This window comes from Micromonospora pallida (genome assembly GCF_900090325.1).
GTDB lineage: Bacteria > Actinomycetota > Actinomycetes > Mycobacteriales > Micromonosporaceae > Micromonospora > Micromonospora pallida.
The window spans coordinates 5,749,587-5,763,594 of the sequence record NZ_FMHW01000002.1; the positions used below are offsets into that span (position 1 = coordinate 5,749,587).

14 protein-coding genes and 1 pseudogene are annotated in these 14,008 nt (G+C 71.6%); 5 read left to right on the plus strand and 10 right to left on the minus strand.

The features are described from left to right. Positions 1–19: 19 nt before the first annotated feature. Both GA0074692_RS24060 and GA0074692_RS24065 read right to left on the minus strand, forming a co-directional pair. Positions 20–727, minus strand: a complete 708-nt coding sequence (locus tag GA0074692_RS24060; RefSeq protein ID WP_091647811.1) for an enoyl-CoA hydratase/isomerase family protein — start codon at positions 725–727, stop codon at positions 20–22. A gap of 124 nt (positions 728–851) precedes the next feature. After that, complete coding sequence (locus GA0074692_RS24065) at positions 852–1,709, minus strand: 3-hydroxyacyl-CoA dehydrogenase family protein (RefSeq protein ID WP_091647813.1); 858 nt, start codon at positions 1,707–1,709, stop codon at positions 852–854. Between the two features lie 91 nt (positions 1,710–1,800). Between GA0074692_RS24065 and GA0074692_RS24070 the strand changes: the two genes are divergently transcribed. Continuing rightward, entirely contained in the window at positions 1,801–2,082 is a 282-nt protein-coding gene (locus GA0074692_RS24070) for a hypothetical protein (RefSeq protein ID WP_091647816.1), read from the plus strand. Positions 2,083–2,142: 60 nt separating this feature from the next. Here the strand turns inward: GA0074692_RS24070 and GA0074692_RS24075 are convergent, their stop codons facing one another. Next, complete coding sequence (locus tag GA0074692_RS24075) at positions 2,143–2,922, minus strand: class I SAM-dependent methyltransferase (RefSeq protein ID WP_091647819.1); 780 nt, start codon at positions 2,920–2,922, stop codon at positions 2,143–2,145. Between the two features lie 54 nt (positions 2,923–2,976). Here GA0074692_RS24075 and GA0074692_RS24080 point away from each other — a divergent pair, with 54 nt between their 5' ends. Further along, positions 2,977–3,354, plus strand: a complete 378-nt coding sequence (locus GA0074692_RS24080; RefSeq protein WP_091647821.1) for a PPOX class F420-dependent oxidoreductase — start codon at positions 2,977–2,979, stop codon at positions 3,352–3,354. 246 nt (positions 3,355–3,600) lie between these two features. Here GA0074692_RS24080 and GA0074692_RS24085 read toward each other — a convergent pair whose 3' ends face one another. Then, complete coding sequence (locus GA0074692_RS24085; RefSeq protein ID WP_007073996.1) at positions 3,601–3,810, minus strand: BldC family transcriptional regulator; 210 nt, start codon at positions 3,808–3,810, stop codon at positions 3,601–3,603. Between the two features lie 252 nt (positions 3,811–4,062). Next, a complete protein-coding gene (locus GA0074692_RS24090) occupies positions 4,063–4,902 on the minus strand; it encodes a DUF8083 family protein (RefSeq protein WP_091647823.1) in 840 nt (279 codons plus the stop codon). Positions 4,903–5,076: 174 nt separating this feature from the next. Here GA0074692_RS24090 and GA0074692_RS24095 point away from each other — a divergent pair, with 174 nt between their 5' ends. Further along, complete coding sequence (locus GA0074692_RS24095) at positions 5,077–6,159, plus strand: Glu/Leu/Phe/Val family dehydrogenase (protein WP_091647826.1); 1,083 nt, start codon at positions 5,077–5,079, stop codon at positions 6,157–6,159. 398 nt (positions 6,160–6,557) lie between these two features. Beyond that, complete coding sequence (locus GA0074692_RS24100) at positions 6,558–6,773, plus strand: DUF3073 domain-containing protein (protein WP_091647829.1); 216 nt, start codon at positions 6,558–6,560, stop codon at positions 6,771–6,773. 145 nt (positions 6,774–6,918) lie between these two features. Here the strand turns inward: GA0074692_RS24100 and amcA are convergent, their stop codons facing one another. From amcA to GA0074692_RS24125, 5 genes and pseudogenes are all read right to left on the minus strand, one after another. Further along, positions 6,919–7,155 (minus strand): multiple cyclophane-containing RiPP AmcA, encoded by a 237-nt coding sequence (gene amcA, locus GA0074692_RS24105; RefSeq protein ID WP_091647831.1) that lies wholly within the window; start codon positions 7,153–7,155, stop codon positions 6,919–6,921. After that, on the minus strand, positions 7,124–8,227 hold the full coding sequence (gene amcB, locus GA0074692_RS24110; RefSeq protein WP_342672871.1) for a cyclophane-forming radical SAM peptide maturase AmcB: 1,104 nt from the start codon (positions 8,225–8,227) through the stop codon (positions 7,124–7,126). The genes amcA and amcB overlap by 32 nt, the downstream gene beginning before the upstream one ends. A 130-nt stretch (positions 8,228–8,357) precedes the next feature. Then, positions 8,358–9,514 (minus strand): annotated as a pseudogene (gene purM / locus GA0074692_RS24115) (phosphoribosylformylglycinamidine cyclo-ligase). A gap of 94 nt (positions 9,515–9,608) precedes the next feature. Beyond that, on the minus strand, positions 9,609–11,174 hold the full coding sequence (gene purF, locus GA0074692_RS24120; RefSeq protein WP_091647837.1) for an amidophosphoribosyltransferase: 1,566 nt from the start codon (positions 11,172–11,174) through the stop codon (positions 9,609–9,611). Between the two features lie 157 nt (positions 11,175–11,331). Beyond that, a complete protein-coding gene (locus GA0074692_RS24125; protein ID WP_091647840.1) occupies positions 11,332–11,694 on the minus strand; it encodes a sterol carrier family protein in 363 nt (120 codons plus the stop codon). A 103-nt stretch (positions 11,695–11,797) separates the two neighbouring features. Here GA0074692_RS24125 and GA0074692_RS24130 point away from each other — a divergent pair, with 103 nt between their 5' ends. Further along, the gene (locus GA0074692_RS24130) at positions 11,798–13,930 is read left to right on the plus strand and encodes a carboxypeptidase regulatory-like domain-containing protein (RefSeq protein WP_091647842.1); all 2,133 of its coding nucleotides are present in this window, start codon (positions 11,798–11,800) and stop codon (positions 13,928–13,930) included. Positions 13,931–14,008 lie beyond the last annotated feature (78 nt).

The window sequence follows — 14,008 nt, forward strand, 5'->3', positions numbered from 1 at the left end:
GTCCGCCCCCAGCCCACGGCTACCGGGATCGTCGTCGCTCCAGGAAGTCGGTCATCCGCCGGTACTTCTCGTCGTCCTCGAAGAGCACCGCCTGGCTGACCAGGTCCAGGTGCGGGTGGGCCGCCGCCGGCGCGTCGACCGCCAGCTTGGTCAGCCGCAGCGCCAACGCCGAGCCCTTCGCCATCTCGTCGAGCAGTTCGTGCGCACTGGCCAGCAGCGCTTCCGGCTCCGGCACCACCCGGTTGACGAGTCCGATCCGCAGTGCCTCCTCGGCGTCCACCCGCCGGCCGGTGAAGAGCAGTTCCTTCGCCCGCGCCTCGCCGACCAGCGCCGGCAACCGGTGGGTCGCGCCCGCGCCGGCCAGGATGCCCAGCCGCACCTCCGGCTGGCCGAAGACCGCACGCGCCGTGCACACCCGCAGATCGCAGGCGTACGCCAGCTCCGCGCCGCCGCCGAGCGCGGGCCCGTCCACAGCCGCCACGGTCGGCATCGGCAGCGCCCGGATCCGGGCGAAGGCCGCCGAGTTGATCGCGGCGAGCGCGTCCAGCCGACCCCGCTCACGGAGCTGACCGATGTCCGCGCCACCGGCGAAGATCCCGTCGGTGCCGCCGGTGAGCAGCAGCAGCCGGGGACGAGCCTCCAGTTCGGCGCACACCTCGTGCAGTTGCCGGATCAGGTCCACGTCGATGGCGTTGCGCTTCTCCGGCCGGTCCAGCGTCACCACCATCCGGTCCGACCGTTCCTCGATCCGCAGACTCGCTCGCCCTGCGTCTGCGGCCCCGGTCCCGTCGCTCACTGCTGTGCCCGCCTTCCGTTCGCGACCGCGGGGCTCGCAAGCTCACTCCTCGCGCTCACTGCTTCACCCCGTCCACCCAGCGGTAGAAGCCCTGGCCGGACTTCTTGCCGAGCCGGCCCTCGGCGACCATCTCCACGAGCAACGGCGGCGGCGCGAAGCGGTCCCCGTACGCGGTCTGGAGGGTGCGGGCGATGTCCAGCCGCACGTCCAGGCCGACCATGTCGGTCAGCTCCAGCGGCCCGACCGGGTGCCGGTAGCCGAGCACCATCGCCTTGTCGATGTCGGCGGGGCTGGCCACCCCGTCGGCGACCATCCGGATCGCCTCCAGCCCGAGGGCGACCCCGAGCCGGGAGGTGGCGAAGCCGGGCAGGTCGCGTACCACGACGGGGTCCTTGCCCAGCCGACGGGCGAGCGTGACGGCCGTGTCGGTGGTCTCCGGCGCGGTGGCCGGGCCGACCACGACCTCCAGCAGCGCCATCGCCCAGACCGGGTTGAAGAAGTGCAGCCCCAGGAAGCGCTCCGGCTGCGGCAGGCCGACCGCCAGCTCACCGATCGAGATGCTGGAGGTGTTGCTGCCCAGCAGCGCCGGCCGCAGCGTCGCCGCCACGGCGAGCACCGCCCGCTTCAGCTCCAACCGCTCCGGTACGGCCTCGACGAGCACTCCGGGCTCGGCCGCCACCTCGGCGAGCGAGGTGCGTACCACCAGCCGCTCCCGGTTCGCCGCCGCCTCGTCGGCGTCGAGTTTCCCGCGCTGGACCGCCCGGTCCCAGAGCGACGCCAGCCGCACCGGGGCCTCGGCGGCCCGGCCCGGGTCGACCTCCACCAGTTCCACGGCGTGGCCCGCCCCGGCCGCCACGTACGCGATACCGAGCCCCATGGTGCCGGCTCCGACGACGACGAAACGATCGTTCATGCCGCGACCCTATGCAGTTTCGTAGCATCCGTCATGCGTGGGGGCAATCGAAACCGGGTACTGCGCCCGCAGCCGAAGAAAGGGACGATCGATGAACGAGGCGACCGAAGCCACGCCGGAGACCGTCGAGACCCGAGGTGACCAGCGGGTGGAACTGCTCCGCGCGGACACCAACAACGACGGGCAGACCGACGTCTGGGTGATCGACACGGACGGTGACGGCCGGGCCGACCTGTTCCAGTTCGACACCGACCACGACGGCAAGGTGGACATCACCATGGTCGACATCGACGAGGACGGCACCCCGGACGAGGTGGTCGACGGCGACGGCGGCCTGCCGCCCCGACAGCTCCCCCCGACCGTCCAGGTCTGACATACGAGCAGGGGTCCCCTGTTACCTCTTTTTGAGTAACAGGGGACCCCTGCTACCACCTCAGGCGGCGAGGCGCAGGGTGGCGAGGTAGTACGGGGCGTCGCGGTCGTCGACGTCGACCAGCTGCCAGGGCGTGCCGTCGACCATCGCGGCCAGTTCCTCGGCCGAGCAGACCAGGTAGTCGAACCAGTCGGTGCCGAGTTGCCGGTACCGCAGCCGCAGCCGCAGCTGGCCGCCGAGCCGGCCCTGCCGTCGGTTCTCCTCGTGGTAGCCGGTCTGCACCGGATCCCGGGTGCCGTACGGGTTGGTGCCCTGGGCGATGACCTGGGCTCCCGGCCGGGCCATCGCCGCCAGCGCGGCCAGGAAGGCGGGCGCCCGCTCCGGGCCCTCCAGCAGCCCGACGTTGTTGCCGAGCAGCAGGAACGTGTCGTACCGCCGCCCGTCGGCGACGTGCGCGTCCACCGTGGCGTGCACCAGGTTCCGTACGCCACGTCGGCGACACACCGCCAACGCCCCGGCTGAGGTGTCCAGGCCGGTGACCGGGATCCCCTGCTTCTGGAGGAACAGCGCGACCCGGCCCGCGCCGACTCCGACGTCCAGCGTGGCCCCCTGGACCCGGGCCACCGCCCGCTGGTCGTACGGTTCCCAGTCCGGTGGGCCGGCGAAGTAGTGCGCGGTCGGGGCGCCGTTGATCAGCCCGTCGTCCCGCTCGATGATCTCGATGACCGGACGCGGCAGCCGCCCGCCCGCCAGCGGCCGGGTCCCGGTCCCTGTCTGGACCGCGTACGCGTCGGTGAGCATCTCGCCGAAGACGTCACCGATCCGGGGTTCGCCACGCATAGGCAACACGCTATCCGGCGTACCAGAGGGCCTGACCAGCCGTATCGTGGCGGCGTGACTGATCTCGAAGACCTGGCGGCGGAGAAGTACGTCCTGCTCACCACGTACCGGCGGGACGGTCGCGCGGTGCCGACCCCGGTCTGGGCGGTCCGCGACGGCGACGCCTTGGCCCTGTGGACGGTCGCCGACTCCGGCAAGGTCAAGCGGATCCGACGGAACCCGATGGTGACCGTGGCACCCTGCGACGTCCGGGGACATCCGCACGGTCCGGCGGTCAAGGGTTCCGCGACCCTCTGCGGCCCGCTTGAGACCCGGCGCATCCGGAGCCTACTCAAGCAGAAGTACCGGCTGCTCGGTCGGCTGACCCTGCTCGGCAGCCGGCTGCGCCGGGGCGAGCAGGGCACGGTGGGCGTACGGGTGACCCTGGGCTGACCGCACGCCGCCCGCGTCCACCATCGGCCCGGAGCCACGTCCACCGCCAGCCCGAAGCCGGGCCCAGCGCGCCAGCCCGGAGCCACGTCCACCGCCGGCCCGGAGCCGGGCCCAGCGCGCCGGCCCGGAGCCACGTCCACCGACGAGTCGGCCCGGCCGGGGGCGGGGAAGGGGCCCGGACACGATAAGGGGCGGCGGACCCTCGTCCGCCGCCCCTTATCTGAAACGTCTCTGTCGCCGTCCGGGTCAGTCTCCCTGGCGTTGCTGGGGAATCTGCCCCTGGAGCAGGGCGCGTACCTCCGACTCGCGGTAACGACGGTGCCCGCCCAAGGTGCGGATCGCACTGAGCTTGCCCGCCTTCGCCCACCGGGTCACGGTCTTCGGGTCGACACGGAACATCGACGCCACCTCGGCCGGTGTAAGCAGCGGCTCTGGTTCGTGCGTTCGCGATGCCATCGGTCACTCCTCCACATGTATAGACATCGGCCGGGGTCCCGCCGGCCGACGCGTCTCCCATGGTCCGGCTAGTCCCCGATGTCCGACATGGGCCGAACGGCCGAAGGTCCCTAGACGGACGGATGAACCATGCCCGATTTATACGACCTTTACGCCCCAGAACCCACCTTATTCGGACTCATGATCACGGTTCGTGATGCGCCAACTACGAAGGTAGCTCCGATTTGTGGCCCTTGCTGGGGGACTTTGGTGCTAATTGCACCTTTCCAGGAGCTGTATCGCCCGCCACCGGGCGACCAGCTTGTCGTACGCTGCCGAGGCCTCCTCGGCCTCCCCTCGGGCCAGTCCGGCGAGCCCCGCCCCGACCAGGGCCGGCGAGTCGTCCCCCCGGAGCGTCTCCTCGGAAAGTCGGTCGACCAGGCCGCCGTAGTCCAGCTCCACCATCGACCGGGGATGGAACTCCTCCAACCAGCGGGCGACCTCCTCCACAGCCTGGGTGATCGGAGCCTCTCCCACCGACTTACGCAGCACGGACAGGGCCCGCGAGGAGCGTCGCCGCGCCTTGGAGATCTCCGTCCGGTACCGCAGCATCCGCTGCCCCGGCTCGACCACCAACTCCCGCTCCGGCGGGTCGACGAGGACGAACCAGCGCAGCGGCACGCCCCAGGTGGCGATCTGCTCGTGCAGTCGGGGCACCCCGTGCTCCAGCACCCGGGCACCGCTGCGCCAGTCCTCCACCGCGGCCTTCGCCTGACCGGCCAGCACCGGCGGGACGAACGCGTCGGCGAGCACCGCCGGCACCCCGTCCCGCGCGCTGAGCGCCGCCTCGGCCACCCGGATCCGCAGGTTCCACGGGCAGACCAGCATCCCCTCGCCGGTCTCCAGCAGGTACGCCTCGTCCGGCAGGTCGGGCAGGCGGGTCCAGCCCGCGCCGAGCGCCTCGATCACCGCTGTCCGCTGCCGGACCGGCCCCTCCTGGGGGGTCACCGCCCGCCCCTCCTGCGCGTACCGGCGCCAGTAGGCCTGGCGATCCCGGTCGAACGCGGTAAGCGGCTCGTACACACGTAGGTATGAGGCGAAGAGCGACGGCACGGCGCGATCCTCCCACGAAAGCCCGGCCGGACCGCGTCGACGTCCCTGATCCGCGCAACTGTGGGAGGCGCCACGGTGACGATCGAGTACTAGGCTCGGCAGGTCGGCCACATCCCGCCGGCCACCGCCAGGTTCCGTGTCCCACAAGGACACACACCGAGACCAGGAGCAGTCATGGGCGTATTCGCGAGCAGTGACGACCCAGGGTCGTCCGGACACGAACAGGTCGTCTTCTGCCAGGACAAGCAGACCGGGCTGAGGGCGATCATCGCGATCTACTCCACCGCGCTGGGCCCCGCACTCGGCGGGACACGCTTCTACCCGTACGCCAGTGAGGCCGAGGCCCTCGCCGACGTGCTCGACCTGTCCCGCGGCATGGCGTACAAGAACGCGCTGGCCGGGCTCGACCTCGGCGGAGGCAAGGCAGTCATCTGGGGCGACCCGGAGCGGATCAAGAGCGAGGCGCTGCTGCGCGCCTACGGCCGCTTCGTGGAGTCGCTGCACGGCCGTTACTACACCGCCTGTGACGTGGGCACCTACGTCGCCGACATGGACGTGATCTCCCGGGAGACCCGCTTCGTCACCGGCCGCAGCGTGGCGCACGGCGGGGCCGGCGACTCCTCCGTCCTCACCGCCTGGGGCGTGTACCAGGGCATGCGGGCCGCCGCCGAGCACGTCTGGGGCACCCCGTCGCTGGCCGGGCGCACCGTCGGCGTGGCCGGGCTGGGCAAGGTCGGCCGCCACCTCACCGGCCACCTGATCGACGACGGGGCCCGGGTGGTGGCCACCGACGTCAACCCGCAGGCCCGCGAGTGGGCCCGGCAGACCTACCCGCAGGTCGAGCTGGTCGCCGACGCCACCGCGCTGATCACGGCCGACATCGACGTGTACGCCCCGTGCGCCCTCGGCGGCGCCCTGAACGACGACACGGTGCCGGCGCTGCGGGCGAAGGTGGTCGCCGGGGCGGCCAACAACCAGCTCGCCCACCCGGGCATCGAGAAGCTCCTCGCCGAGCGGGACGTCCTCTACGCCCCCGACTACGTGGTGAACGCCGGCGGGGTGATCCAGGTGGCCGACGAGATCGAGGGCTTCAACTTCGAGCGGGCCAAGCTACGGGCCACCCGGATCTACGACACCACCCGGGAGATCCTCCAGCTCGCCGACGCCGAGGGGGTGCCCCCGGCGGAGGCGGCGGACCGGCTCGCCGAGCGGCGCATGGCCGACGTCGGGCGGCTCCGGACGATCCTCCTGCCCTGAACCGTCGGCTCCCCGGGGCTGCGGGTGCGGGTCGACCGCCCCGGACAAGCCGTTCGGCACGTATGTGAACGTTCGCCGGATCCGGTGCCCACCAGGCCCCCGGATCCGGCGCGACGCCGACCCCGGACCCGTGCCGGGGCGACGGCCGGCCCGGCCGGGCACGGAGCTGACGCCTTGCTGGCGGGGCCGCGTCGACGAGCGTCACGCTCGCGTCCGATGGCACTCCTTACCGGGTACACTTCGTAACGGCTGGTTGACTGCGACGCGCAGGCCGGTCGACGGTAACCCGAGGTGCCGAACGTGGGCATCCCCATGTACCGTAAGAGCTACGAGAGATGCCTGACGTCATCGGGGCCCGCCTTCGGGCTGCCCCGAATTCTGTGCGAGGGGGTCGAGCCATGGGGCGCGGCCGTGCTAAGGCCAAGCAGACAAAGGTCGCACGGGAGTTGAAGTACCACTCCCCGAACACCGACCTCGCCGCCTTGCAGCGAGAACTCGGCGGCAGCGGTAAGTCGGACCACGACTTCGACGACGACTACAAAGAGTACGTCGACGACGACGACGAGGACCATCCGGACGACGACTCGGATCCCTGGGTCCGTCCTGCCCGCTGACCCACGGTCACGTACGAGCACGCGGTAAGGCCCGCGTGCTCGCGTATGTGCCCAAGGGGACCCGGCGTACCAACTGACGATCAAGGACCTGCCGTGCCGGCCATCCGGTCTGCCCAGGCAGGTCCTTGATCGGCCTTCCGTGCCCTCACCTGGGCCGGTTGTTCCAGTTGTAGAACGTCGGGATGTTCTCGAAGTGGTTCCACGCGCACACCGCGCTGGCCCCGTCGCTGCCCGAGACCTCCGTCCGTGACCGGCGTGCCGTCTCGGCCTCATGGAGCAGCGCGGTAAGGCCCGCCTCGGCTTCGCGTACCCGCTCCGCGATCGGGTCGACGGGCTTCCCTCCGACCGGCTCAGGCAGCCGGTGACTGGTGGTCTCGGGCATGTTCCAACACTCCCTCCAGTAGGCGGATCTTGCTGTTGCGGCAGTGCTCGGTCTCCGTACCGTCGAAACGCCCCTGCTCGAAGTAGCGGTTGGCGGCGTGACCGCCGCCGCAGAAGCCGAAGTACGGGCACGAGGCGCGGCACGCCTCGACACCGTCGAGGAACTCACCCACCCAGGACGCCCGCTCCGCGTCGGCCAGGATCTGGGTCAGTGGGGTGTCCAGCACGTTTCCGCTGCTGAAGTCCCCGTAGCGGGGGTCGGAGAAGCCGGCCAGCTCGGGGGAGAGCAGGGTCACCGAACCGTCGTACCCGACGGTGGGGATCGGGTCCAGTCGCCGGGGCAGCACGTCGTCGGCCGTCCCGGCCAGGACCGCCGAGGCGTACCGCAGGGACCACTCCACCTCTCGGAGATGGATACGCGGGTCACGCCGCCAGGCGGCGACCAGCTCGGCCCAGAAGGCGGTCACCGTGACGGCGTCCCGGGCGTTGCCCCGGACGTTCACCCCCTCGGTCTCCTCGATGTTCACCCCGAGCACGTCGCAGCCCAGGTCGAGGAAGTAGTCGTACAGCTCGGTGGCGAGCCCGGGCTCCGGTCGGCTGACCACCGCGAGCGCGGAGAAGGGCAGCCCGTGCCGGCGCAGCGCCGCCACCCCGCGCACGATCCGGTCGTACGCCGGCCGCCCGCCCCGGGTGACCCGCTCGGCGTTGCGCTCCCGCCCGCCGTCCACGCTCACGCTGACCCGCACCCGGTGCTCGGCGAAGAACGCGCACCAGTCGTCGTCGATCATCGTGGCGTTGGTCTGGACGTGGTGCTCGACCTGCGGGCCGAAGGGCGCGATCAGCGCGGCGAGGTGCTCCCGGCCGGCCGCGAGCGGCTCCCCGCCGTGCCACACCACCGAGAACCGCCCCCGGTCGGCCCAGGGGTCGACCGCCCGGGCCACCGCCTCGGCTACGGCAACCGGCATCCGACGGTCCGCCGCCCGCAGCGGTAGGTAACAGTAGTGGCAGTCCAGGTTGCAGAGCGTGGTCGGCTGCATGACGACGTACGTCGGGACGGCGGCGATCCCGCGCATCCCGCTGAACGTCCGCTGCCGGGCAGCCATCGCTCTCCTTCGACGTCCTGAGGGACCTTCAGGCTAGGCGGCGATGGCTGCTCGGGTGAACCCCTCATCGGGTGTACGACTGATCATCCCGAGGTGGCGGTCACCCCCGGGTGTGCTGACCCACCATCCGCACGTTGCCGGTGCCCTCGATGATCTCGCCGGCCTGCCAGGCGTCGACGCCCCGGCCGGCCAGGGTGGCCAGCGCCCGGTCGGCGTCCTCGGCGGAGACGATCGCGAACATGCCGACGCCCATGTTGAAGGTGGCCTCCATCTCCGGGTCCTCGATCCGGCCCTTGGCCTGGATGAGGTCGAAGATCGGCTGCGGCTTCCAGGTGGCCCGGTCGACCACCGCGTCGACGGTCTCCGGCAGGATCCGCACCAGGTTGCCGGGGATGCCGCCACCGGTGACGTGGGCGATGGCCCGCACCTCGGCCTCGGCGATCAGCTTCAGGCAGTCCTGCGCGTAGATCTTGGTGGGGGTGAGCAGCTCCTCGCCGAGGGTGCGCTGCCGGCCGAAGTCCTCGATCACCACGTCCAGCCGCATCCGCCCCGCGCCGAGCAGCACGTGCCGGACCAGGGAGTACCCGTTGGAGTGCAGACCGGACGAACGCATCGCGATCACCACGTCGCCCACCTCGACCCGGTCCGGACCGAGGATGTTGCTCTCCTCGACCACGCCGACGCCGGTCGCGGAGACGTCGTACTCGTCGGGCCGGAGCACCCCGGGTGCTCGGCGGTCTCGCCCCCGAGCAGCGCGCAGCCGGCGTACCGGCAGCCGTCGGCGATGCCGGCCCCGATCTCGGCGACCCGGTCCGGGACGACCTCGCCACAGGCGATGTAGTCGAGCAGGAACAGCGGCTCGGCCCCGCACGCCACCAGGTCGTCGACGACCATCGCGACCAGGTCGATGCCGATCGTGTCGTGGATGTCGAGCTGCTGGGCGATGACCAGCTTGGTGCCGACCCCGTCGGTGGACGAGGCCAGGATCGGGTTCGTGTACTTCTTCGTGTCCAGCCGGAACAGGCCGGCGAAGCCGCCCAGGTCGCCCAGCACCTCGGGCCGCCGGGTCTGCCGCACCTTGGACTTGAGCAGCTCCACCGCGCGGTCGCCGGCCTCGATCGAGACCCCGGCGTCCGCGTACGACGTCGACCGCTTGCGGGTCGGACGACCCGTCCCGGCCGTCCAGGGCTGACGGTCGCCACCGGCGCCGGTCGGGCTGCTGCCTGCTGCGCCGCTGCGCTCGGACACGTGCGTCACGGTTCTCCCCTTTGTGGTCCTCGCGGTGCCGACACCGCGGCGGGTCCGGTCGACCCGTCGATCACTGCCACCGGCGCGCCGCGCCGGATCGTGCCTATGGGCGGTGTACGGTCGCGCCGCCCGGAGTGGCGGCGAGTGGCGGAGTGCCCCCGGGCTCCGCGCCCCGGGGCGCGGGACGGGTGGCCTCCGGCGTGGCGCCGGTGACCCGACGTCCCACGCCTTCGAGCACGTGCTTACCGATCAGGTTGCCCGCCGGCAGCTCGATCGGGTACTCCCCGTCGAAACAAGCCCGGCAGAGTCGGGTCTTCGGCTGCTCGGTCGCGGCGATCAACCCGGGCAACGAGACGTACCCCAGGGTGTCGGCGCCGATCGAGCGGCGGATGCCCTCGTTGTCCAGCCCGTTGGCCAGCAGTTCGGCCCGGGTGGCGAAGTCGATGCCGTAGAAGCAGGGCCAGCTCACCGGCGGTGAGGAAATGCGTACGTGCACCTCCAGCGCACCCGCCTCGCGCAGCATCCGCACGATCGCCCGCTGGGTGTTGCCCCGCACGATCGAGTCGTCCACCACGACGATCCGCTTGCCGCGGACGTTCTCCCGCAGCGGGTTAAGCTTGAGCCGGATGCCGAGCTGGCGCAGGGTCTGCGAGGGCTGGATGAAGGTACGCCCGACGTACGGGTTCTTCATCAGGCCGGCGCCGTACGTGATGCCGGACTGTTCGGCGTACCCGATCGCGGCCGGGGTGCCGGACTCCGGCACGGGAATGACCAGATCCGCCTCGACCGGGTGTTCCTTGGCCAACTGCCGGCCGATCTGCACCCGGGTGGCGTACACATTCCGCCCGGCGAGGTTGGCGTCGGGGCGGGCGATGTAGACGTACTCGAAGAGGCAGCCCTTCGGCTCCGGCGCGGCGAACCGGCTGGACCGGAGCCCCTCGGCGTCGATGGCGATCAGCTCGCCGGGCTCGACCTCGCGCACCACGCTCGCGCCGACGATGTCCAGGGCGGCGGTCTCGCTGGCGACCACCCAGCCCCGCTCCAGCCGGCCGAGCACCAGCGGACGTACGCCGTGCGGGTCCCGGGCCGCGTAGAGGGTCGCCTCGTCCATGAAGACGAAGCTGAACGCCCCGCGCAGCTGAGGCAGCACCTTCAGCGCCGCCGCCTCGACGGAGAGGTCGGGGTAACTGGCCAGCAACATCGTCACCAGGGAGGTGTCGTTGGTCGAGCCGTCCGACCCGAGGCCCCGTTCGGCGACCTCGCGCTGGAGGTCGGCGGTGTTCACCAGGTTGCCGTTGTGGGCCAGGGCGACCGTCGTGCCGGCGCTGGTGGACCGGATGGTCGGCTGGGCGTTCTCCCAGGTCGAGCCACCGGTGGTCGAGTAACGGGTGTGCCCGATGGCCAGGTGGCCACGGAGGCTGGCCAGGGTCGGCTCGTCGAAGACCTGGGCGACCAGGCCGAGGTCCTTGTAGACCACGACGCTGGAGCCGTCGCTCACCGCGATGCCCGCCGCCTCCTGGCCACGGTGCTGCAACGCATACAACCCGAAGTAGGTGAGATTGGCGACCTCCTCGCCCGGAGCCCAGACCCCGAAGACGCCACAGGCGTCCTGGGGGCCGGGTCGCTGCGGGTCCAGGTCGTGGCTCAGCCGGCCGTCGCCTCGGGGCACCTGCCGCTCCCTCGTTGCTGTTCTGACTGGTGGGGTGGTCTGTCGCGCACGTGGATCCGCGCGGTCTGCCGGGACGTCGTCGACTCACAGTGTACGCGAGCGCATAGCAATACCGACAGTCACGAACCGGTACCTAACGGTCATCGACGGATGGTGATCATCCCAGCTCCAGCGGCAGATGGGCGGCGAGGTCCGCCCGGACACCACTCACCCGAACGCGACCCTCCGTGACCGCCGCGCCCCATTCGAGCCGCCCCGAGGCAAGCCCCAACCACACCTCGGGTGACATCTCCACCACGTTCGGTGGCGTACCGCGGGTGTGTCGTGGCCCGGCGATGCACTGGATCGCGCCGTACGGTGGAACCCGAACCTCCACCGATCGGCCGGGGGCGCGCTCCGCGAGGACGGCCAGCAGCGTCCGGACCGCCTCCCGGAGGACCGGACGTTCAGGCGTACGCCCGTCGTCGAGCGCCGTGAGCGCCGCCGTGACCACGGCGGACTTTATGTGCGGAGAGGACACGACGGGACGATACGACTCGCCAGTAGGGTTGGGGACTCTGGCCCTGGGTCGCGCACATCCGGCCCGACAAGGCATAGTTGCCGACGGCATATTTCAAACCGTGATGATCCCCGGCCCGGTTCCGCCGGCGGGGAAGTCAGACCGGAAGGCGGTGGACGTGTCAACACACCGACGTGCCTGGAAGCAGCGGGCCGGTGTGGTCGTAGCGCTGGTTGCCGGCGCCCTGATCGCGGTCCCCGCCACACCCGCCCTGGCCGCCCCGGACATCAACAACGTGTCGGCGTCGCCGAGTTCGGTCGAGGCGGGCAAGACCACCAAGGTCCGGTTCTCGCTCGACTTCGGCGGCGAGCCCATGCCGGCGAATGTCCAGGTCTCCTCGAACAACGGGAAGTTGACCTGCATCGACGGCTGCTCCTTCAGCCGGATCACCGATGGCGGCCGGCAGGAGGCCACGTTCCAGCTGGCCTCCAACGCGAGCAGCGGCACTGCGGTAATCACCGTCCGGGCGACCGACGCCGTCGGGTCGGGCGACAGCAAGGAGGCCAGCACCAGCGTCACGCTGGTCGGGGCCGCGCCCACCACGCCCCCGCAAGACCAGACCGTGCGGCGGGTCTCCGGCAAGGTGACCAACTCCACCAACAACAAGCCGGTGCCCAACGCCACCGTGGCGCTGATGGACTCGCAGCGTCACCAGTACACGACCACCACCGACGAGGACGGCGACTGGCGGTTCGACGGCTCCACCTCGAAGCCGATCACCCCCGGCGCGATCGTTCTTGGTGCGAGCGTCGGCGACGTCCGCAAGACTGTCACGATCAACGCCGGCGCCGGACAGAGCGTGACCGGACAGCGGCTCTCGCTCGCCCTGCCCGTCGAGGCGACCGCCACCCCCACGCCGGGTGCCTCCGAGGAGACGGTGCCGACGGAGGACCCGACCGAGGAGACCACCGAGGAGTCCGGCGCCAGCCCCGGAGCGGCGACCAACGCCGCCGAGGAGGACTCCGGCGGGTTCGGCTCCTGGCTGTTGATCATTCTTGGCGGCCTCTTCGTGGCCATCGGCGTCGGCACCATCGTGCTGCTCTGGATGAGGCGCCGGGAGAACCCGGAGGACGAGGACGTCGATGGCGTTGGCGCCGCGGCGGCCGGTGCGACCCCGGCTGCCCGCGGGGCGTACCGCGGCGGCATGGACGACGCGACCCGGGTGGTGAACCGGGTCGGCCCCGACGCGACCCGGGTGGGTGGTGCCTCCATCGCGGACGCGCCGACGATGATGCACAACCGGCCGCTCGTCGACGACGTCCCGCCGGACCCGTACGGCGCTCCGCCGCCGCAGGCCGGGCAGGGCTACGGCTCGGCCAGCCAGGGCGGTTGGGCCGGTGCCGGCTACGACGACGCGGCCCCCACCCAGGTGGCCGGTGGCTACGGTGCCAGCGGTTACGGCAACACCTCCGGCAGCGGCTACGGCAACGCGCCCTCCTCTGGCAGCGGCTACGGCAACGCCCCGTCGTCCGGCAGTCCGTACGGCAGTGCCCCCTCCTCTGGCAGCGGCTACGGCAACGCTCCCTCGTCCGGCAGTCCGTACGGTGCCCCGTCGTCCGGCGCCGGGTACGGCGGCCAGCAGGACTACGGCGCCCAGGGCAGTGGCTACACCCCGCCGAACCAGGGTGGCGGCTACGGCGAGCGGTACGACGAGCCGACCGGGCGCTACACCGAGGGCACGCAGGCCTACACCCCGGCCGCCGACCCGTACCCCACCTCGACCTACCAGCCGGCCGACGGCGGCTACGGCCAGGACCCGGGCTACGGCCGGGGCCAGGAGCCGACCGGCGGCTACGGCTCCGGTGGTGGCTACGACCAGCAGAGCGGATACGGCAGCCAACAGAGCGGCGGCTACGGCCAGGACCCGCAGCACGGCGGATACGGCGGCCAGGACGCCACGCAGCAGGGCGGCTACGGCGGATACGGCCAGCAGCAGAGCGGCGGCTACGGCTCCGGCGGCGGCTACGACCAGCAGAGCGGATACGGCAGCCAACAGAGCGGCGGCTACGGCCAGGACCCGCAGCACGGCGGATACGGCGGCCAGGACGCCACGCAGCAGGGCGGCTACGGCGGATACGGCCAGCAGCAGAGCGGCGGCTACGGCGACTACGACCAACACCAGGGCGGTCGGGGCCGAGACGGCCAGCCCCCGCAGCAGGACCGCGGCGGTCGCCGGTTGGACTGGCTGGACGACTGACCACCCGACGACCCGACGAGCGGCTGTCCCCGACAGGGGTCAGCCGCTCGTACGTTTCCGACCCCTCTTGCCCCTCCG

Bases quoted from the DNA above. Each gene is read 5' to 3' on its own strand.
- GA0074692_RS24060 (WP_091647811.1), bottom strand. From the start codon at position 727: ATGGTGGTGACGCTGGACCGGCCGGAGAAGCGCAACGCCATCGACGTG.
- GA0074692_RS24065 (WP_091647813.1), bottom strand. From the start codon at position 1,709: ATGAACGATCGTTTCGTCGTCGTCGGAGCCGGCACCATGGGGCTCGGT.
- GA0074692_RS24070 (WP_091647816.1), top strand. From the start codon at position 1,801: ATGAACGAGGCGACCGAAGCCACGCCGGAGACCGTCGAGACCCGAGGT.
- GA0074692_RS24075 (WP_091647819.1), bottom strand. From the start codon at position 2,922: ATGCGTGGCGAACCCCGGATCGGTGACGTCTTCGGCGAGATGCTCACC.
- GA0074692_RS24085 (WP_007073996.1), bottom strand. From the start codon at position 3,810: ATGGCATCGCGAACGCACGAACCAGAGCCGCTGCTTACACCGGCCGAG.
- GA0074692_RS24095 (WP_091647826.1), top strand. From the start codon at position 5,077: ATGGGCGTATTCGCGAGCAGTGACGACCCAGGGTCGTCCGGACACGAA.
- GA0074692_RS24100 (WP_091647829.1), top strand. From the start codon at position 6,558: ATGGGGCGCGGCCGTGCTAAGGCCAAGCAGACAAAGGTCGCACGGGAG.
- amcA (WP_091647831.1), bottom strand. From the start codon at position 7,155: ATGCCCGAGACCACCAGTCACCGGCTGCCTGAGCCGGTCGGAGGGAAG.
- amcB (WP_342672871.1), bottom strand. From the start codon at position 8,227: ATGCGCGGGATCGCCGCCGTCCCGACGTACGTCGTCATGCAGCCGACC.
- GA0074692_RS24130 (WP_091647842.1), top strand. From the start codon at position 11,798: ATGATCCCCGGCCCGGTTCCGCCGGCGGGGAAGTCAGACCGGAAGGCG.